Source organism: Streptomyces sp. NK15101, assembly GCF_020400725.1.
GTDB lineage: Bacteria > Actinomycetota > Actinomycetes > Streptomycetales > Streptomycetaceae > Streptomyces.
Map to the genome: position 1 here is coordinate 14,366 of NZ_JAINVG010000087.1, position 18,360 is coordinate 32,725.

At 72.5% G+C, this 18,360-nt stretch carries 22 protein-coding genes; 12 read left to right on the plus strand and 10 right to left on the minus strand.

Features of this window, described 5'->3' with window-relative positions; translation table 11 throughout:
• The 7 genes from K7G60_RS31810 (at window position 1) to K7G60_RS31840 (ending at window position 5,935) form a co-directional block, all read left to right on the plus strand.
• A complete protein-coding gene (locus K7G60_RS31810) occupies window positions 1-417 on the plus strand; it encodes a DUF742 domain-containing protein (RefSeq protein WP_123458101.1) in 417 nt (138 codons plus the stop codon).
• Window positions 398-1,012, plus strand: coding sequence for an ATP/GTP-binding protein (locus K7G60_RS31815; protein WP_225804429.1), 615 nt, complete (start codon window positions 398-400; stop codon window positions 1,010-1,012). Before K7G60_RS31810 ends, K7G60_RS31815 begins: the two co-directional genes overlap by 20 nt.
• Before the next feature lie 175 nt (window positions 1,013-1,187).
• Window positions 1,188-1,601 (plus strand): roadblock/LC7 domain-containing protein, encoded by a 414-nt coding sequence (locus K7G60_RS31820; RefSeq protein ID WP_225804430.1) that lies wholly within the window; start codon window positions 1,188-1,190, stop codon window positions 1,599-1,601.
• 138 nt (window positions 1,602-1,739) lie between these two features.
• A complete protein-coding gene (locus tag K7G60_RS31825) occupies window positions 1,740-2,867 on the plus strand; it encodes a DUF6397 family protein (protein ID WP_225804431.1) in 1,128 nt (375 codons plus the stop codon).
• Window positions 2,868-2,916: 49 nt separating this feature from the next.
• A complete protein-coding gene (locus tag K7G60_RS31830) occupies window positions 2,917-4,464 on the plus strand; it encodes an ATP-dependent DNA ligase (RefSeq protein ID WP_225804432.1) in 1,548 nt (515 codons plus the stop codon).
• Window positions 4,465-4,581: 117 nt separating this feature from the next.
• Window positions 4,582-4,959, plus strand: coding sequence for a hypothetical protein (locus K7G60_RS31835; RefSeq protein WP_225804450.1), 378 nt, complete (start codon window positions 4,582-4,584; stop codon window positions 4,957-4,959).
• A 190-nt stretch (window positions 4,960-5,149) separates the two neighbouring features.
• On the plus strand, window positions 5,150-5,935 hold the full coding sequence (locus tag K7G60_RS31840) for a polysaccharide deacetylase family protein (protein ID WP_225804433.1): 786 nt from the start codon (window positions 5,150-5,152) through the stop codon (window positions 5,933-5,935).
• Window positions 5,936-6,168: 233 nt separating this feature from the next.
• On the opposite strand, the gene K7G60_RS31845 is transcribed toward K7G60_RS31840, so the two are convergent.
• From K7G60_RS31845 to K7G60_RS31860, 4 genes are all read right to left on the minus strand, one after another.
• On the minus strand, window positions 6,169-7,356 hold the full coding sequence (locus K7G60_RS31845) for a globin domain-containing protein (protein ID WP_225804434.1): 1,188 nt from the start codon (window positions 7,354-7,356) through the stop codon (window positions 6,169-6,171).
• A 70-nt stretch (window positions 7,357-7,426) separates the two neighbouring features.
• Window positions 7,427-7,876, minus strand: a complete 450-nt coding sequence (locus K7G60_RS31850) for an Rrf2 family transcriptional regulator (RefSeq protein WP_225804435.1) — start codon at window positions 7,874-7,876, stop codon at window positions 7,427-7,429.
• 36 nt (window positions 7,877-7,912) lie between these two features.
• Window positions 7,913-8,593 (minus strand): hypothetical protein, encoded by a 681-nt coding sequence (locus K7G60_RS31855; protein WP_225804436.1) that lies wholly within the window; start codon window positions 8,591-8,593, stop codon window positions 7,913-7,915.
• Between the two features lie 287 nt (window positions 8,594-8,880).
• On the minus strand, window positions 8,881-9,282 hold the full coding sequence (locus K7G60_RS31860) for an SHOCT domain-containing protein (RefSeq protein ID WP_225804437.1): 402 nt from the start codon (window positions 9,280-9,282) through the stop codon (window positions 8,881-8,883).
• A gap of 147 nt (window positions 9,283-9,429) precedes the next feature.
• On the opposite strand from K7G60_RS31860, the gene K7G60_RS31865 reads away from it, so the two are divergent.
• Complete coding sequence (locus K7G60_RS31865; RefSeq protein ID WP_225804438.1) at window positions 9,430-9,861, plus strand: hypothetical protein; 432 nt, start codon at window positions 9,430-9,432, stop codon at window positions 9,859-9,861.
• A gap of 33 nt (window positions 9,862-9,894) precedes the next feature.
• Here K7G60_RS31865 and K7G60_RS31870 read toward each other — a convergent pair whose 3' ends face one another.
• Both K7G60_RS31870 and K7G60_RS31875 read right to left on the minus strand, forming a co-directional pair.
• On the minus strand, window positions 9,895-10,344 hold the full coding sequence (locus K7G60_RS31870) for a peroxiredoxin (protein ID WP_225804439.1): 450 nt from the start codon (window positions 10,342-10,344) through the stop codon (window positions 9,895-9,897).
• A gap of 62 nt (window positions 10,345-10,406) precedes the next feature.
• Window positions 10,407-11,009, minus strand: a complete 603-nt coding sequence (locus tag K7G60_RS31875; RefSeq protein ID WP_225804440.1) for a PadR family transcriptional regulator — start codon at window positions 11,007-11,009, stop codon at window positions 10,407-10,409.
• 160 nt (window positions 11,010-11,169) lie between these two features.
• On the opposite strand from K7G60_RS31875, the gene K7G60_RS31880 reads away from it, so the two are divergent.
• The 3 genes from K7G60_RS31880 to K7G60_RS31890 all read left to right on the plus strand — a co-directional run bounded on the left by K7G60_RS31880 (window position 11,170) and on the right by K7G60_RS31890 (window position 13,737).
• Window positions 11,170-11,655, plus strand: a complete 486-nt coding sequence (locus K7G60_RS31880) for an SRPBCC family protein (RefSeq protein WP_225804441.1) — start codon at window positions 11,170-11,172, stop codon at window positions 11,653-11,655.
• Window positions 11,656-11,974: 319 nt separating this feature from the next.
• Window positions 11,975-13,327, plus strand: coding sequence for an Ig-like domain-containing protein (locus tag K7G60_RS31885; protein ID WP_225804442.1), 1,353 nt, complete (start codon window positions 11,975-11,977; stop codon window positions 13,325-13,327).
• A gap of 80 nt (window positions 13,328-13,407) precedes the next feature.
• Window positions 13,408-13,737, plus strand: a complete 330-nt coding sequence (locus tag K7G60_RS31890) for a CU044_2847 family protein (protein ID WP_225804443.1) — start codon at window positions 13,408-13,410, stop codon at window positions 13,735-13,737.
• Between the two features lie 24 nt (window positions 13,738-13,761).
• Here K7G60_RS31890 and K7G60_RS31895 read toward each other — a convergent pair whose 3' ends face one another.
• From K7G60_RS31895 to K7G60_RS31910, 4 genes are all read right to left on the minus strand, one after another.
• Window positions 13,762-14,577, minus strand: a complete 816-nt coding sequence (locus K7G60_RS31895; protein ID WP_225804444.1) for an ABC transporter permease — start codon at window positions 14,575-14,577, stop codon at window positions 13,762-13,764.
• 22 nt (window positions 14,578-14,599) lie between these two features.
• Entirely contained in the window at window positions 14,600-15,523 is a 924-nt protein-coding gene (locus K7G60_RS31900) for an ABC transporter permease (RefSeq protein ID WP_225804445.1), read from the minus strand.
• Between the two features lie 10 nt (window positions 15,524-15,533).
• On the minus strand, window positions 15,534-16,733 hold the full coding sequence (locus tag K7G60_RS31905) for an ABC transporter substrate-binding protein (RefSeq protein WP_225804446.1): 1,200 nt from the start codon (window positions 16,731-16,733) through the stop codon (window positions 15,534-15,536).
• Window positions 16,734-16,850: 117 nt separating this feature from the next.
• Entirely contained in the window at window positions 16,851-17,888 is a 1,038-nt protein-coding gene (locus K7G60_RS31910) for an ABC transporter ATP-binding protein (protein WP_225804447.1), read from the minus strand.
• Between the two features lie 130 nt (window positions 17,889-18,018).
• On the opposite strand from K7G60_RS31910, the gene K7G60_RS31915 reads away from it, so the two are divergent.
• On the plus strand, window positions 18,019-18,360 hold a 342-nt coding region (locus K7G60_RS31915), incomplete at its 3' end, for a FadR/GntR family transcriptional regulator (RefSeq protein WP_225804448.1).

Sequence of the window (18,360 nt, forward strand, 5' to 3'; positions counted from 1 at the left end):
ATGAACGACGACAGCACCGGCGACGGCCCGCCCGTGCCGGGCAGCCAGTGGTACGACGCCGACGCGGGACCGCTCGTGCGTCCGTACGCGATGACCGGCGGACGGACCAAACCGGGGCCCAGCAACGTACGGTTCGACCTCATCGCCCTCGTCGTCGTGGACGACGAGCCGCCCGGACCGGCCGAGGAAGCGCTCCTCGGCCCCGAGCACCGGTCCCTGCTGACCCTGTGCCGGGCCGAGACCCAGTCGGTGGCCGAGCTCGCCGCCGACGCCGACCTCCCCGTCGGGGTCGTCCGGGTCCTCCTCGGCGACCTCCTCGAATCGGGCTTCGTGCGCGTCAGCCGACCCGTACCGCCCGCTCAGCTCCCTGACGAAAGAATCCTGAGGGAAGTAATCGATGGCCTACGAGCGCTCTGAGAGCACCGGCGCGGGCGACGGCGCGGACACCTCCGCCCTCGCGCTGAAGATCCTGGTCGCCGGCGGGTTCGGCGTCGGGAAGACCACCCTCGTCGGTGCGGTCAGCGAGATCCGGCCCCTGCGCACGGAGGAACGGCTCAGCAGGGCCGGTGAGCTCGTCGACGACACCGGGGGCGTCGACCAGAAGACCACCACGACCGTCGCCATGGACTTCGGCCGCATCACGATCCGCTCCGGGCTCTCGCTCTACCTCTTCGGCACCCCCGGCCAGGACCGCTTCTGGTTCCTCTGGGACGAGCTGTCGCAGGGCGCCCTGGGGGCCGTCGTCCTCGCCGACACGCGACGCCTGGAGGACTGCTTCCCGGCGGTCGACTACTTCGAACACCGGAAGATCCCCTTCGTGGTCGCGGTCAACTGCTTCACGGGTGCGCGCACGTACGGCGCGCACGACGTGTCCCGCGCCCTCGACCTGGACCGCGGCACGCCCGTCGTGCTGTGCGACGCGCGCGACCGCGACTCGGGGAAGGAAGTGCTGATCCGTCTGGTCGAGTACGCCGGGCGGATGCACACCGCCCGTCTCCTGAACACGGTCTGAGGAGCGGCTCGCGGCGGCCGCGGCACGCGCGGGCGTGGTGTGGTGCTTGCCCTGTCCACGACAGTGCGTAAGGCTTGCGGCGATACGCGGACCACGACGGGACGGACCACGAGGGCCTTGAGGACCACCAGGGTCCGGGCCGAGGGGGACGCACCGGCTAGGGGGAGGACCACTGATGGCGTTGGACAAGGAACTGGACTGGCTCCTGGACGACCTGACGCAGCGGGTCGGATACATACGGCACGCGCTGGTGCTGTCGAACGACGGCCTGGTGACGGGCGCGAGCAGCGGGCTCGTCCGGGAGGACGCCGAGCACCTGGCGGCCGTCTCCTCCGGCCTGCACAGCCTCGCACGGGGTTCCGGCCGGCATTTCCGGGCGGGCCGGGCACGGCAGACGATGGTGGAGTTCGACGACGCTCTGCTCTTCGTGACGGCGGCGGGCGAAGGCAGTTGCCTGTGCGTCCTGAGTGCGGCGGAGGCGGACGTCGGTCAGGTGGCGTACGAGATGACGCTGCTGGTCAACCGGGTCGGCGAGCACCTCGGCGTGGCGGCGCGACAGCCGGGGGCCCCGGGGGGCGGCATGCTCTGACGCCCCTGCGGGGCGGGTTGTCCACAGGTCGTCTTCCACAGGTCGTGCGGATGTCGTCACCCTGCGTTACGTTCTTCTGCGTGGGTCCGAGAGACCCGCTGCCTCAAGAGGGCACGGACGCAGGGGGAGGGCCGTGGGATGACGGTGGACGAAGGGGCGCGCACGGAGGCACCGGGGCAGGCAGCGCGGGAACTGGAGCTGAGGCGCGACGAGTTCCGGCTCGCGGTCCAGCTCGGCCTGGTGAGGACGGTGCCGGCCGGCGAGGGAGGGCGGCGGCGGGTCGAGCGGCGCGAGCTCGACCGCCTCAGGGCCGCCCCGGACTTTCCCGCCGGCCTGCGCGAGCGGGTGCGCGCGGTCGGTACGAAAGAGGCCGCCGCCCTCCTGGGAATCACCGCCGACCGGTTCACCCGGCTGGCCCGGACGGGACACGTCAGTCCGGTGCGGTTCTCGCTGAACCGCTACCGGACGGTGGTGTGGACGTATCTGGCGCAGGAGGTCGCCGAGTTCGGTCTCGCCTGTCCGGCCCTCCTCACCGGGCGGCTGCCGCTGCACCTCCGCGAGCGTCTTGCCGCGCGCGAGGACCAGAGGGCGAGGAACTGGCGGGCGCGGCGGCTCGCCCTGTTGCTCCGAGGCACGGCAGACCCCTGGGCGCGGGCCGCCGCCATCGCCTCCCTGCTCGACCCGGTGCAGGTGGCCGAGGTCGTCGACGACCCGTACGAGCGCACGCACCTCGACCGGTTGCGCCCGCCTCCGCCGGCCGGGATGCCGGTGCCGCCGGTCGCCCGGGAGATCGCCGAACGCCTGATGCTGGCCGACGACCCGGACGAGATCCTCTGGCACCGACTGAGCCTCGCCCTGACCCTGGACGAGGCACGCGCGGAGCGGCAGGCCCCGCATCCCGGCGAGACGCGCACGGGCGGATTCGGTGCGCCGCCGCCGACGCTGCCGACGAGGCCTTCGACGCCACCGACCGCGCCGGCTCGCGGGGTGCCGGTGACGACGGTGCCGACGCCGACGATGCCGCACCCTGCGACGGCAGGACCGATGGCGGCTGTTCCCGCCGTTCCTGTTCCCGCGTCCGTTCCCGCCGCCCCTGTTGCCGCGGCGCCCCTTCCCGTAGTGCCCGTTCCCGTGGGGCGGCCCGCGGTGGTCGACCAGCCGGTGGGGCGTTCGGTGCGCACGAGGTTCCTGGAGCGCTTCCGGCGGGGGAGGACGGCGGGCGCGGCGCGGTCACGGCGGCGGAGGCGTCCGGTGGCCTGGCCCTGACGGGGCGTTCCGACATGCGCTGGGCGCGCGCGGTGGAGAGGATGGGCCCATGCTGCTGGCGCGTGTCGCGGAAGTGTCCCGGGAGGTCACCGCCGCCTCCGCGCGCTCTCGCAAGATCGCGCTGCTGGCCGAGCTGTTCGCCGAGGCCGGGCCCGACGAGAGCCCGCTCGTCATCGCGTATCTGTCCGGCCGGCTGCCGCAGGGGCGGATCGGGGTCGGATGGAGCATCCTCAAGGACGTCGTCCCGCCGGCCGTTCCGCCTGCCGAAGGCCCCGTCCTCACCCTCGGGCGGGTCGACGCGACGATGGCGGAGCTCGCCGCCGTGTCGGGTGCCGGAGCGCGCGCCGAGCGGATCCGGCTCGTTCACGGCCTGTTCTCCGCCGCCACCCGCGACGAGCAGGAACTCCTGGTGCGGTTGCTGGCGGGAGAGGTGCGGCAGGGGGCGCTCGACGCCATCGCCCTGGAGGGCGTCGCGCGGGCCGCCGGGGTGCCCGCCCTCGAACTGCGGCGTGCCGTGATGCTCGAAGGCTCGCTGCCGCCGGTCGCCCAGGCCGTGCTGGCCGGGGGAGCCTCCGCGCTGGACCGGTTCACCCTGCGGGTCGGCAGTCCCGTGCAGCCCATGCTCGCCCACACCGCCGCTTCCGTGACCGAGGCGATCGCCGGTCTGGGACCGTGCGCGGTCGAGGAGAAGCTCGACGGGATCCGCATCCAGGTGCATCGGCGCGGCGACGACGTCCGGGTGTACACCCGCTCGCTCGACGACATCACCGACCGCCTTCCCGAGGTGGTCGCGACGGCCCGCGCGGTCGCCGCCGACGGGTTCATCCTGGACGGTGAGGTGATCGCCCTCGACACCGGGAGCGGCAGGCCCGTGTCCTTCCAGACGATCTCCGCCCGGGTCGGTTCCCGGATCGACGTGGCCGGTGCGCGTGCCGTGCTTCCCGTCACGGCGGTCTTCTTCGACGTCCTCGCGATGGAGGGGGAGGAGCTGATCGACCGGCCGGGTCTGGAGCGGCACACCGTCCTCGCCCGTCTGCTGCCGGAGTCGCAGCGGGTCCGCCGCACCGTCGTCACCGATCCGGCCGATCCCGCGCAGACGGAGGCCGCCGAGCGGTTCTACGCCGACACCCTGGCCCGGGGACACGAGGGCGTGCTCGTCAAGGCGCTGGAGGCGCCCTATGTGGCCGGTCGCCGGGGGCGCACCTGGCTGAAGGTGAAACCCGTTCACACCGTCGACCTCGTCGTGCTCGCCGCGGAGCGGGGCCACGGCCGCAGAACCGGGCTGCTCTCCAACCTCCACCTCGGCGCGCGGACCGCCGACGGCGGCTTCGTCATGCTCGGCAAGACCTTCAAGGGACTCACCGACGAGATGCTGCTCTGGCAGACCGAGCGGCTGAGGGAACTCGCCGTGTCGGACGACGGCTTCACCGTGCGCGTACGGCCCGAGCTCGTCGTGGAGATCGCGTACGACGGGCTCCAGGTCTCGACGCGCTACCCGGCGGGCGTCACGCTCCGCTTCGCCCGGGTCGTACGGCACCGGCCCGACAAACGCGCCTCGGAGGCCGACACCGTCGAGCGCGTCACCGAAGGCCGCTGACCGAGGACGACGGCCCTCGCGGGGCGGCCGCCCGAGAGGGATGCTGGAGACGTGGCACGACGAGTGCCCGGCACGAGGAGGGCGTGGCACCACGAGAGGCCGGCGGGCCGCGAGGAGATGAGCGACGTGTACGACTTGCACATCGACACCGACGTCACCGTGCAGCTCAACGACTGCTGCAAGGAGGACGCTCAGGCCGTGTTCGACGTCCTCGACCGGGTCTACCAGATGGAGGACATGTCGACTCCGAATTCCCAGGCGGACACGGGACCGGCTCCCACCGTCTGGACCGCCACGTTCGACACGGCCGGCGGACGGCACGAGGAGGTGGGCCCCGTCCACCTGACCGCCCCGGTCGGAGTCACCCTCACCGGCGGGTACCGGGCCGTCGACGAGGTCGAGAAGGTGCTCGCCACCGGCTTCGACATCCAGTCCCTGCAGTCCGTCTCCGGCGACCAGGAGACCGAGGCCCGGCTGTTGCTCGCGTCCCGCTGAGCGGGACGCAGAGGCGCTCCGGGCGGCACGGACGGGCGCCGCCCGGGGTTCTCGTGTGCCCGTGAAAGGCCGGCGGACCCCGCCGACATCCCCGGTATGCACCGTGTGTATAGTGCCTTCCGGTCGTGATCACCGTCCTGACCAGCGGTGACGGCCGTACCGAAGACACCACGGGGAAAGCGGGTCCACCATGTTCCGATCCAGGCCTGTCCGCAGCAGGGCGGTGAGCACCGCCCTGCTCGCCGCGGCGTCGCTGATGCTGACGCTCGGCGGCTGCGGAGTCGACCCGGTCACCCCGCAGGACGCCCGGCGGGAGGGCGGAACGGACGACAAGGCGGGTGACGCGGCCCGTCGAGTCGACTGCGCCGAGGCCAAGTGCATAGCCCTGACCTTCGACGCGGGACCGGGCAAGGACACCCCCCGCCTCCTCGACGTCCTCAAGGAGAAGCAGGTGCCCGCCACCTTCTTCCTCCTCGGCAGCAGGCACGTCGACCGCTATCCCGACGTGGTCAGGCGCATCGCCGCCGAGGGCCACGAGGTCGCCAACCACACCTGGTCGCACCGGATCCTGACCGACCTCGACGAGTCCGAGGTCCGCGAGGAGCTCTCCCGCACCCAGGACGCCATAGAGAAGATCACCGGCCGGAAGCCCACGCTCATGCGCCCGCCCCAGGGCCGTACCGACGGCGCCGTGTCCGACGTCAGCCGGGAGCTCGGCCTCGCCCAGGTCCTGTGGAGCGTCACGGCCAAGGACTACTCCACCACCGACTCGGCACTCATACGGCAGCGCGTGCTCGAGAACGCGCACCGCGACGGGATCATCCTGCTCCACGACATCTACGACGGGACGGTGCCGGCCGTGCCCTCGATCATCGACGAGCTGAAGCGGCGAGGCTTCACGTTCGTGACGGTGCCGGAACTCCTCGCGCCCGGGAAGGCCGAGCCCGGCACCGTCTATCGTCCCGAGAGGGACTGACGGACCCGGTGAAAACGGGTGAGGTGACTCACATCGCCCACCTGGGATGCCCCGGAACATTCGGGAAAGGTTTACCGTTCATATGTACGTGACCGCGAAGGGGTCCGGTCCCCAAGGTCCCCCCCCGAGAGGTGACCGCTCTTCGCTCCGTCACGGCAATCGGCCCCGGTTGGAATCCCCCGTCCAACCGGGGCTTTGTCGTTCCCCTCCCCCTCTTCCCCCCCGGGGGTGGGTCAGTCCTCGGTGCCGAGCCACAGGTCGGGGCCGAACACCTCGTAGTGGATGTCCGCCGCTGCGATGCCCCGGCCGAGGAGGTCGCCGCGCACGGCGCGCAGGAAGGGCAGCGGCCCGCACAGGTACGCGGTGGTGCCCGCCGGGAGGTCGAGGAGCGTGACGTCCGCCCGGCCCGGCCGGGCGCCGGACTCGCCCGGCTCCTCGTACCAGAGGTGCAGCGTCCCCTGCGGCAGCGCGTCCACGAGGCGCCGCAGCTCGTCGGCGTGCGCGTGGGAGGCGGGGGTGCGGTCGGCGTGCACCACGACGACCGGGCGGTTCGACCCGGTGGCGACGAGGTGGTCGAGCATCGCCAGCATCGGGGTGCCGCCGATTCCGGCGGAGGCGAGCAGCAGGGGACTCTCGCCCTCGGGCAGGACCAGGTCGCCGAAGGGGGCCGAGACCTCCAGGGTGTCGCCCGCGGCGGCGTGGGCGTGCAGCCAGGAGGAGACCTCGCCCGCCGGGTCGCCGTCGACCCGCTTCACCGTGATCCGCCACTGCGGGCGTCCGGGGGCGGCGGACAGGCTGTACTGGCGGATCTGCCGGGCGCCGTCGGGCAGGGTGACCTGGACGCTCACGTACTGGCCCGGCCGGAACGGTGCCGTGGGGGTCCCGTCGGTGTGCCGCAGGACGAAGGACACCGTGTCGGCCGTCTCCTCCCGCCGCTCGGCGATCTCCATGGACCGCCAGACCTGGCCCTCGGCGACACCGGCCTCCTGGTAGAGGCGGGCCTCCACGGCGATGAGCGCGTTCGCCATCAGCCAGTACACCTCGTCCCAGGCCTGTGCGACCTCGGCGGTCACCGCTTCGCCGAGGACCTCCACGATCGCGGCGAAGAGGTGCTCGTGCACGATCTTGTACTGCTCGGAGGTGACGCCGAGGGAGGCGTGCTTGTGCGCGATCCGGGACAGCATGGCGTCGGGGCGGCTGTCCGGGTTCTCCAGCAGGGCGACGGCGAAGGCGGCTATGGAGCCGGCGAGTGCCTTCCGCTGGTCGCCGTTGGCCTGGTTGCCCCTGTTGAACAGGTCGCGCAGCAGCTCGGGGTGGGCGGCGAAGAGGCGCCCGTAGAAGCGCTCGGTGATCTCGTCGAGCGCGCCTCCGACGGCGGGCAGGGTGGCGCGGACGACCGGAACGGCCTGCTCGGACAGCATGGGAACTTCCAATCTGGTAGATGATCTACGTATTAAAAGGTGTGCGGATGCCCCGAGGGGGCGGACGCCGTCAGGGTGATCGCACGGGGCGAGGGCCGAGGGTCAGCAGCAGCGGACCGGTCGGCGAGTCCACCAGCTCCGCCACGGTCAGCGGATCCAGCGCACGGTAGAAGGCCTCCTGCGCCTCGCGCAGCGCTCCGCGCAGCCGGCACGCGGTGCGCAGCGGACACGGCGGATCGCCCTCGCAGGCGACGACCTCCTCCTCGCCCTCCAGGGTCCGGGTCAGCCAGCCCACCGAAGAGCGCCGTCCCCGTTCCGTCAGGGTCAGGCCGCCGCCACGGCCGCGCCGCGCCTCGACCACGCCGAGGTGCTGGAGCCGGGTGACCACCTTCGCCATGTGGGCGTAGGGGACGTCCATCGACTCCGCCACCTCGCGGGTGGTGACGGACTCCTCGGGTGCGGTGACCGCCAGGCGCATCACGGCACGGAGCGCCAGGTCGGTGAACTTCGTCAGCCTCACGGCCTGACCGTATCAAAGGCGCATCTCGCATACGTATTAGGGGGGTGGCTCTCGCCGCCGTCGTCGCCGCCACAGCCACCACCCGCCCGTGACCAGGCAGCTCGTCGTCAGGACGATCCCGGCCACCGGCCACCGGCCATCCGCGATCCGGATGTCGGTGACGACGATCAGGAACAGGGTGACCGCCGGGAGCAGCATCGATCCCAGCGCACGCAGCCCGGCCGCGGCCATGGTGGAGTCGACCCGGATGCCACGCGGGGAGCGCAGCTCGCGCGAGCCGACGTAGAAGACGGTGGCGCGGTCGGCCAACCGGGTGGTGGCACGGTCGTACGAGTAGGCCATGTACGGCAGCCAGACGAGCGGGGCCACCAGGCCCACCAGGAACACGCAGCCGACGAGCGCCCACTGGCCGATCCGGGTCCACAGCCCGACCTTCTCGTCGGAGGGCGTGAGCAGTCCGAGCAGCCAGGCCATGCGCACCACCAGGTCGCGGAACGCCGCCACCCGTCCCCGACGCCTCCCCGGCCGAGGTCTGTCGGGGGCGGTGTCGAGGGCGGCCCGGGCCGCCGCGGTGTCCGCGTACACCCCTTGCAGGACGAGCAGTTCGGCCGCGCGCTCCAGGTCCGTGGTGTCGCGCCCCTCGGTGGCGGCGAGTTCGAGCACGATGCGCACCTGGGACAGGAGGGCTCCGCAGAACGCCACGGGGATGAGGAGCATGAAGGGGCCACCGACGAAGGAGCCCTCCGCCGTGACCCTCCGGCGTCCGCGTGCGATGACGAGGGTTCGCAGGGCCGCCGCGTCGGCGTCGGGATGGGCGGCACGGAGGCGTTCGACCGACGGCCCCGCCCCGGGGCCGAGATGACGCAGGGCGAAGAGGGCGAGTGCTTCCGGAAGCCTCCCGGGCTCCGCCGTGACTTCCCGCAGCAGGGAACCCTGGAGCCCGTCGCCACGCCCGCCTCCGTCGGCCCCGGCGTGCCGCCGTCCCGCTCGCCGCTTGTGGAGTCTCAGGACAGGACCTTGGCCTTGGCCTTCTCGAACTCCTCGGCCGTGATGGCGCCCTGCGCCTTGAGGTCGGCGAGTCGGGCCAACTCGTCGGTCGCGCTGCCGCCACCGCCGCCCTGCGTTCCGGCGGCCTTGCGGATGTACTCCTGGAACGCGGCCTCGTTCGCCTTCGCCTCCTTGACGTCCCGTTGCCCCATGCTCTTGCCGCGCGCGATGACGTACACCAGCACGCCGAGGTACGGGAGCAGGATGCAGAAGATCAGCCAGCCCGCCTTGCCCCAGCCGCTGAGGGAGTGGTCACGGAAGATGTCGGTGATCACCTTGAACAGCAGGAAGAGCCACATGATCCAGAGGAAGAACCACAGCATGGTCCAGAAGACGTTGAGGAGGGGGTAGTCGTCCATTCCTGCACACTCCGTTCCCGCGCGGACCGGTGGGAGGCCCGGCGATGCAGCGAGTCTCACCCGGCCCCCGTACGTCCGCACGTCGTGGCCCCGCGTGCGGGTCCCCCGCCGCCGTGCTCGGATGAGGGCCGCGGACCGCCGGAGCCGGTGCACCACACGCCCGCGCGAAGCCGTGGACCGTACGAGGAGTATGGCGAGGCCACCGCCGAGATCGGGCCCGAGGTCGACCTGCTCGGTCCCGAGGCCGCGGCCGAGGCCGCCGAGACGCTCGAACCCGGTTCGTGCGCGCTGATGCTGCTCGTCGAGCACGTCCGGGCCGCGCGGGCGGCGGACGTGATCCGCGGGGCAGGCGGCCGGATCGCCGGGACGGTGCGCATCCCGTCCGACCTCGTCGAGGAGGCGCGGCGTGCTCGTCGTGAGGCCGTGGCCGCCGCGGCGGCCGGAAGGGACCGACCGTGTTCCCGCGGCGACGCCCCCTCGTGCGAACGGTCGTCCGGCCCGTCGGCGCGCTCCTGCCGCACGGCGCCCTCGGGGAGCTCGCCGCGGCCGAGGGGGAAGCCGCCCGACACCGGACCGTGAGCGAACCTCTCGCGGTCCGAGGGTCCTGCCCGGTCAGGCGCCGCGCAGGGCCGCCAGCGCGCGGTCCGCGTGCGCGCTCATCCGCAGTTCGCTGCGGACCACCTCCCGGACCCGCCGGTCCTGGCCGATCACGAAGGTGACCCGCTTCGTCGGGGCGAGCGAGAACCCGCGCTTCACGCCGAACCGTTCCCGTATGGCGCCGTCCGTGTCGGACAGCAGGGGGTAGCCGAGCGAGTGCCGCTCGGCGAATTCCTGCTGCCGCTCCACCCCGTCGGAGCTGATGCCGACGGGCAGGGCGCCGACGGCACGGAACTCGGCCGCGAGGTCACGGAAGTGGCAGGCCTCGGCGGTGCAGCCCGGGGTGAGGGCAGCCGGGTAGAAGAAGAGGACGACCGGGCCTTCGGCGAGCAGGCCGGTCAACGAGCGCGGAGCACCCGTCTCGTCCGGAAGGCTGAAGTCCTCGACGAGGTCACCGACGTTCATTCCTGGCCCGCCCGATCCGTCCTTGTGTCGCCGCCGGCGCCTCCGGTGGCCGGGCGGTGACGTTACCGCAGAGTAGAGGCGGCGTCATCCCTCCGCGGCACCGCGTCGCGGGCGGCGGCGCGCCGGTCGAGCACGGCGAGGGCGCGCTCGCCCCACCGCAGGTTCTCCTCCTCGAAGAACCGCCCGCGCATCAGCGTGAGGTACGGGCCGACCCGCTCCGCCTCGCCCAGATAGGTGTCCTCGTCCCTGCCGTCGAGCATCCGCTCCCGCAGCCGGTCGTAGCGGGCCAGCTTCGCCCGGGCCGTCTCCATCCGCTGGGCCACGAACTCGCGGACGGCCGCGGTGTCGCCCTCGTCGCAGGCCTGCACCTGCACCAGCAGCTCGTCGCGGACGGCGCTCGGGCGCGGCGGTGCCGTCGTGTAGGCGGCCAGATCCTGTCTGCCGGATTCGGTGAGGCTGAACATCCGCTTGTTGGGGCGCCGTTCCTGCTCCACCACGCGGGCCGTGATCAGGCCGGCCTCGGCGAGTCGCTCCAGCTCGCGGTAGAGCTGCTGCGGGGTGGCGGCCCAGAAGTTGGCGACGGACACGTCGAAGATCTTGGCCAGGTCGTATCCGGAGGCCTCGCCCTCCAGGAGAGCTGCGAGGACGGCGTGCTTGAGGGACATCCGGACACGCTAGCAGCACGTTGAATAGTTTCCTCCGCACCTAATCAACCGACGGAGCACCCGGGTGTCGGACGGGGGATCCTCGCTGGCACGTCCGTCCGGCGCCTGCCTAGGGTGGAGAGGGGCAGGCCGCGGGGGAGCAGATCCGAGGGGCAACACGATGGACAGCGACTCGTTCGTCTACACCACCTACATCCGGACCACCCCCGAGGAGCTATGGCAGGCGCTCACCGACCCGGAGCTCACGCGCCGCTACTGGGGCGTCGCCTTCGAGTCGGAGTGGACCCCGGGCGCGCCGATGGTCTGGGACGAGAACGGCCGCAGGACCGAAGACCCCGAGCAGGTCGTCCTCGAGGCCGAGCCCGGCCGCCGCCTCTCGTACACCTGGCACACCTTCACGCCGGCCTGGGCGGAGGCGGTCCACCTCGAAGAGGAGGCGTACGAGCGGCTCACTCGCGAGCGCCGGTCCCGGGTCACCTTCGTGATCGAGCCGTCCGGCGACACGGTCAAGCTCACGGTCACCCACGGGGACCTGGAACCCGACGGCACCATCAAGGAACTGATCGGCGAGGGCTGGCCCGCGCTGATCTCCAGCCTCAAGTCCCTTCTGGAGACCGGTGAGGAGCTTCCGGAACCGGCCCGCTGACCCGGTCGCCGACCTCCTGACCCGGTCGTCGGCCTGCTGCCCCTGTCGCCGACCTGCCGTCCCTCTTTGTCGGCCCGCCGCCTCTCTCGACGGCCCGCTGACCTGATCGCCGGCCCGCTGCCCCCGTTGCCGGGCCGCCCGACCCGCTGGGCCGGCCTGCCGGGTTCGTCGCTCGTCCCGCTGACCCATTCGAGTCGTCTCGCCCCCGACTCCGCCGCCACGCCCGGCGCCGTGATCATCTTTTTCTCCTTTCGTCCGCTTTGATGCTGCGGTCGGCACCGTCCGCCGACGCCACCGCCTGGAGGAGAGGGTGTCCGACGTGCCGTCACGCCGATACGCACGGGGGTGGGGAGCCCTCTCCCTCGCCGTCGGAGCGGTCCTCGTCAGCGCGGCGGCCCAGTCGCCGGACCGGGACACCGAACACGAGCAGCCGGCCGCCGCTTCCCACGACGTCACCGCCGTCGTCGCGGTGGACGGCTGCGCCGCCGGCGGAGGCCTCTGCTCCGACCCGCGCCACGCGGTCGTACTGGGCGGCGACCGCGTCCTCACGGGCCGCCCGTTCACGCTCGGCCCGAAGGCCACCGGGCCCGTGGAGCTCGCGCTCCGCACCCCCGGGGTGCTCGCCGACGTCACCGTCACCGACCAACGCGGCCGCCGGATCGCCGGATCGCAGAGCGCGGACCACACCCGGTGGACCAGTGCCGCACCCCTGCCGGCCGGAGCCCGGTACGCCGCCCGGCTCGTCGTCGACGGGACGGGGGCGGGCGGCGCGCACCGCGCCCGCCTCGACTTCCGGACCGCCCCGATGCCCGCCGGGGAGCGGCTGACCGTCACCTTCGGGCCCGGGGACGGCGGCACGTACGGGGTGGGCCGGCCGGTCACCGCCGAGCTCAGCCGGCCCGTACCGGAGGACGATCCCGACGCCCGCCGCGCCGTGGAACGGGCCCTCGACGTCCGGTCCGAACCCCACGTCGAGGGCGCCTGGCACTGGGTCGACCCCACCACCCTCCACTACCGGCCCCGCACGTACTGGCCCGCCCACGCCACGGTCCGCGTCCACAGCGGCCTCGACGGGGCCCACATCGGCGGCGGCCTCTACGGCGGCCCCTCACGCCCCCTCACGTTCACCACCGGCGCCAAGATCGAGGCCGTCACCGACGTCTCCGCCCACCGGATGGCCGTCTTCCGCGACGGGGAACTCCTGCGCATCCTCCCGGTCACCACCGGCAAGGCCGGCTACCGCACCCGGGGCGGCGTCAAGGTCGTCCTCGGCAAGGAGCCCCTCGTCCGCATGCGCGGCGACACCATCGGCATCAAGCGCGGCAGCACCGACTTCTACGACCTCAAGGTCCGCTGGGCCACCCGGGTGACCTGGAGCGGCGAGTACCTGCACGCCGCGCCCTGGTCGCTCGACGCGCAGGGCAGCGAGGACGTCAGCCACGGCTGCACGGGCATGAGCACCGAGGACGCCGCCTGGCTCTTCCGGACGGTGCGCGAGGGGGACCTCGTACGGGTCGTCAACGGGTACGGGAAGCCCATGACGCCCTTCGACAACGGCTTCGGCGACTGGAATCTCAGCTGGCCCGAGTGGCTCCGGGGCAGCGCCCTCGCCACGGACGCCACCGGCTCCGCGGTCGGGCCGGCCGCGGGTGGGCTGAGCCCGACACTCTGAACGGAACCGGTCCGTCCCTCCCGGCCGCCCCTCGGTGATACTGACGTCCTGCCCGTTCCCGCCGACCACAGGGAGCTCCGATGCCGGACGTCACCAAGGTCGAGGTCGGGGACGCGACGCTCTTCGTGGAGGCGCGACGGCTCGGCCCGGAGCCGGATCCCGAAGGGCCCGATCCGGGCCTGGAGGGGCTCGGCGGCCGCCTCCCCGACCTGTCGGGCGTCACCGAGGCCCTCTCCGCCTTCGCCGGACGGATCGGCGAGTCGCTCCATCAGGCCGCCCCCGACCGCGCGACCGTCGAGTTCGGCTGCCAGCTCGGCCTGGACGCGGGCAGGCTCACCGCCCTCGTCGTGCAGGGCGGCGCGAACGCGAGCCTGCGCGTGACCCTCGAATGGACGAAGGCGCCCGGCTGACCGATCGGGAGGGCCGGCGCCCCCTCACACCCGTCCGCCGCCCGGCGTGTCCGAGGAGAGCCGCTGGGCCGCGTAGATCGGGACCACCGAGAGCAGGACGAGTGCCGCCGCCACCACGTTCACCACCGGGGCCTGCTGAGGGCGGGTCATGTTGTCGAAGATCCACACCGGCAGGGTCCGCACCCCGGGCCCCGCCGTGAACGTCGTCACCACGATCTCGTCGAAGGACAGCGCGAAGGCGAGCAGCCCGCCCGCGAGCAGCGCCGAGCGCAGCAGCGGGAAGGTGATGTCCCGGAAGACGCGGAACGTGTGCGCCCCCAGGTCCATCGCCGCCTCCTCGTACGAGCCGGGCAGCCGCCGCAGCCGTGCCACCACGTTGTTGAAGACGACCACGATGCAGAAGGTGGCGTGGCCCACGACCACCGTGAACATCCCGAGGCCGACGCCGAGGGGTTCCAGGACCGTGCCGAAGGCCGAGTTGAGCGCGATGCCCGTGACGATGCCGGGCAGCGCGATCGGCAGCACCACCGCGAAGGAGACGGCCTCCCGCCCGAAGAAGGCGTACCGCTGCACCGCGAAGGCGATGAGCGTGCCGAGCACCAGGGCCACCGCCGTCGCCGCGAGCCCCGCCCGGACCGAGGTCCACAGCGCCTCGCGGGCGCCCTCGTTGTCCCAGGCCGCCGCCCACCAGTCGAGCGTGAGGCCGGGCGGCGGCCAGCTCGCCGAGCGGTCCGGGTTGAGCGAGCCGAGCAGGACGAGCAGCAGCGGCAGGTAGATCGCCGCGAAGCCGAGGCCGGCCGCGGTGCGCAGCGCGATCCGCGCGGGACGGGAGAGGTTCATCGGTCGCGGTCCTTCCGGCCGGTCACAGGCTGCGCAGCGCACCGGAGCGCCGCACCGCGAGCAGGTACACCACGATGACGGCGACCGGCACGGTGCCGAGCGCGGCCGCCAGCGGCAGGTTCAGGGTGACGTTGGAGTAGACGAGGTTGCCGATCAGCTGGGTCTTGCCGCCGACGATCTGCACGGTGATGTAGTCGCCGAGGCTCAGGGAGAAGGTGAAGACGGACCCCGCGGCCACCGCCGGCCACACCAGCGGCAGCACCACCGAGACGAAGGTCCGCCAGGTCCTCGCCCCCAGGTCCGCCGAGGCGTTCAGGAGGTTGTCGGGGAGCTGGACGAGTGCGGTGTGGATGGGCAGCGCCATGTACGGCAGCCAGAGGTACGTCAGGACGAGCACCGTCGCCGTGAGCCCGTACCCCGGTCCGCTCAGGCCGAACGGCCGCAGCGCCCAGTCGAGCGGTCCCCCTTCGGAGAGGATGAGCCGCCACGCGTACACCTTCACGAGGTAGCCGGCCCACAGCGGCATGAGCAGCGCCACCACGAACAGCGGACGGCGGCGCGGGTGCGCGACCCGCGCCGTGTAGAAGGCGAGGGGGAAGGCGATGACGGCGCAGAGCGCGGTCACGGCCAGGGCGACGCCGATGGTGCGCAGGGCGACCGTGCGGTAGACGGGGGAGCCGACGAGTTCCTCGAAGTTCTGCGAGGTCCAGATCCGGACGACCTCGGAGGTGAAGGCGTCGGTCGACCAGAAGGCGGAGAGGAACAGTGCCGCGAGGGAGCCGAGGTAGGCGAGGACCAGCCAGAGCAGCGGGGCGGTGAGCAGGGCGGCGAGGCGCAGCCGGGGCCGCCGGTGCAGGGCCCCGGCGAGCCGCCGGACGGCACCGCGGCCGGGCCCGGCGGTTCGCGTCGCGGACTCGGGGGAGAGCCCGGGGGAGAGTGCGGTCATGGCGCCGGGGTCAGCCCTTGATCTCGGTCCAGGCCTGGACCCACTGGGCGTACGGCACGCAGCGGACGTCCGTCCGGCCGTCCAGGCACTGCTCGATGGGCGTGGTCCAGAAGTGGACCTGCTTCCAGTACGCCTCGTCGGTGGCGTGGAAGACGGCGCAGTGGTTCTTGTCGGCGGTCTCGGCACACGACTTCGCGTTGGCCGGGGCCTCGCCGAAGTACTCGGCGACCTGCGCGTTGGTCTTCGGCGAGACGATCCAGTCGAGCCACTTGTAGGCGCAGGTGGGGTGCTTGGCCTTGGCGGAGACCATCCAGGTGTCGGACCAGCCGGTGGAGCCCTCCTTCGGCAGGACCGCGTCGACCTTCGCGCCCTCGGCCTTCGCGAGGTTGGCGATCACCTGCCAGCTGGTGCCGACGACCGAGTCGCCGCTCTTGAAGGCGGAGATCTCCTTGAGGTAGTCGCTCCAGTACTCGCCGATGTGCGCGTTCTGCTCCTTGAGCAGGGCCACGGCGGCGTCGAACTGCTTCTTGTCGAGGGCGTAGGGGTTCTCGATGCCCAGCTCGGGCTTGGTCGCCTTGAGGTAGAGGGCGGCGTCCGCGAGGTAGATGGGGGAGTCGTAGGCGGTGACCTTGCCGCTGTGCGCCGAGGCCTTGTCGAAGACGGCGGACCAGGAGTCGGGGGCCGGCCGGACCTTCTCCGTGTCGTACATGAGGAGGTTGGCGCCGCGGCCGTGCGGGATGCCGTAGGCGACGCCCCTGACGGAGTTCCACTCCTTGTCCTTCAGCCCGGCGAAGACGTCGGCGTAGTTCGGCACGAGCGCGGTGTTCACGGGGGCGGCGTCGCCGGAGGCGATCAGACGGAGGGAGGCGTCGCCGGAGGCGGAGACGGCGTCGTACGCGCCGGTCTTCATCAGCGAGACCATCTCGTCGGAGGTCGCGGCGGTCTTGGCGTTGACCTGGCAGCCGGTCTGCTTCTCGAAGGCGCTGACCCAGTCGACCTTCGGGTCGTTCGAGCCGTCCTCGACGTATCCGGCCCAGGCGATCAGATTGACCTCGCCCTCGGCCTTGCCGAGCGCCGTCGGCGCCTTCAGGTCGGGCGGGTTGAGGCCGCCGGCCTTCCCGGACCCCGCCGGGTCGGCCGATCCGCAGGCGGTGACGAGGAGCAGCCCGGAGAGGGCGGCTGCGGTCAGGAGGGAGCGGTGCGGGCGCACGTGGTTCTCCGTTGCGTGAGGGGGACGGGGGCGTGGGGCACGGTGCGAGGGGGCCGGGGCGTGTCTGACGATTCGCGTCGGATCGGGCCGGATCGGGCATGACCCGAAGGACGCGCCCTACGTGGTCTCCGGGACGGGCACGGCGTGGTCCGGGTGCCACTGGAGGCCGATCCGGGCGCCCCGGAAGGCGGCGAGGTCGGCGGAGGAGGTATCCAGGTTCTGCTGGAGGGCGGTGAGCCGGCCGCCGCCGTCGAGGTCGACCAGGAAGCGGGTGGAGTCGCCGAGGTAGACGACCTCCGCGACGGTGCCGGCGGCGGTGGCGTGCCCGGGGTCGCCGGGCGCCTCGTGGTCGGGGAGGATCCGGATCTTCTCCGGGCGGATGCTGTACGTGCCCGGCGCCCCGACCACCTGGCGGGCGGTCTCCCCGGTCAGCAGGTTGGAGGTCCCGACGAAACCGGCGACGAAGGGGGTCGCGGGACGCTCGTAGATCTCGGCGGGGGCGGCGACCTGCTCGATCCGGCCCCGGTGGAAGACGGCGATCCGGTCGCTCAACGTCAGGGCCTCCTCCTGGTCGTGGGTGACGAAGACGAAGGTGATGCCGACCTCCCGCTGGATCTCCTTGAGTTCGACCTGCATCCGCTCGCGGAGCTTGAGGTCGAGCGCACCGAGGGGTTCGTCGAGGAGCAGCACGCGGGGGCGGCCGACGAGCGCGCGGGCCAGGGCGACCCGCTGGCGCTGGCCGCCGGAGAGCTCGGCGGGCCGGCGCCTGCCGAGGCCGTCGAGGCCGACCTGTGCGAGGGCGGCCCGGGCGCGCACCAGGCGCTCGGCGCGGGGGACGCCGCGGACCTTGAGGCCGTAGGCGACGTTCTGTTCGACCGTCATGTGCGGGAAGAGCGCGTAGTCCTGGAAGACGGTGTGCACGTCCCGCTCGAAGGGGGCCAGCCGGGTGACGTCGCGGCCGGCCAGTTCGACGGTCCCGGCGGTCGGCGCCTCGAAGCCGGCGATCATCCGCAGCACGGTCGTCTTGCCGGAGCCGGAGGGGCCGAGCATCGAGAAGAACTCGCCGTCCGCGATCTCCAGGTCCACCCCGGCCACGGCCTCGGTCCGGCCGTAGGTCTTGCGCAGTCCCGTCAGCCGGATCGCCATTCCCTCCATGGGCGGGAACCTTTCTGGTGCGGTGGAGCGTTGCTCGGGCGTGGCGTAAACATATGAAGTCATAGTTCAAATCTCAAGACCCCTTTAAGGTAAAGCCTGAGTCAACGCTCGACGCGCGAGGTGGTTAACCGTGAGACCGAACGGCAGGCCGGACGAGGCAGGCGGCGCGGCCGGGCCCGGCACGGCCGGCAGGGCCGTCTTCACCCCCGTCGACACCCGGGCCCGGGTCGACACCGTCGTCCGCCGCATCGGCGACGCCATCGAGCTCGGACTCCTCGCCGACGGGGAGCAGCTGCCCGGCGAGACCGAACTCGCCGGACAACTCGGCGTCTCCACCGTCACCCTGCGCGAAGCCCTCATGGCCCTGCGGCAGCAGGGCCTCGTCACCACCCGCAGGGGCCGCGGCGGCGGCAGCTTCGTCACCCTGCCCGACAACCCGCCCCAGGAGCGGCTGCGCGCCCGCCTCGCCGAC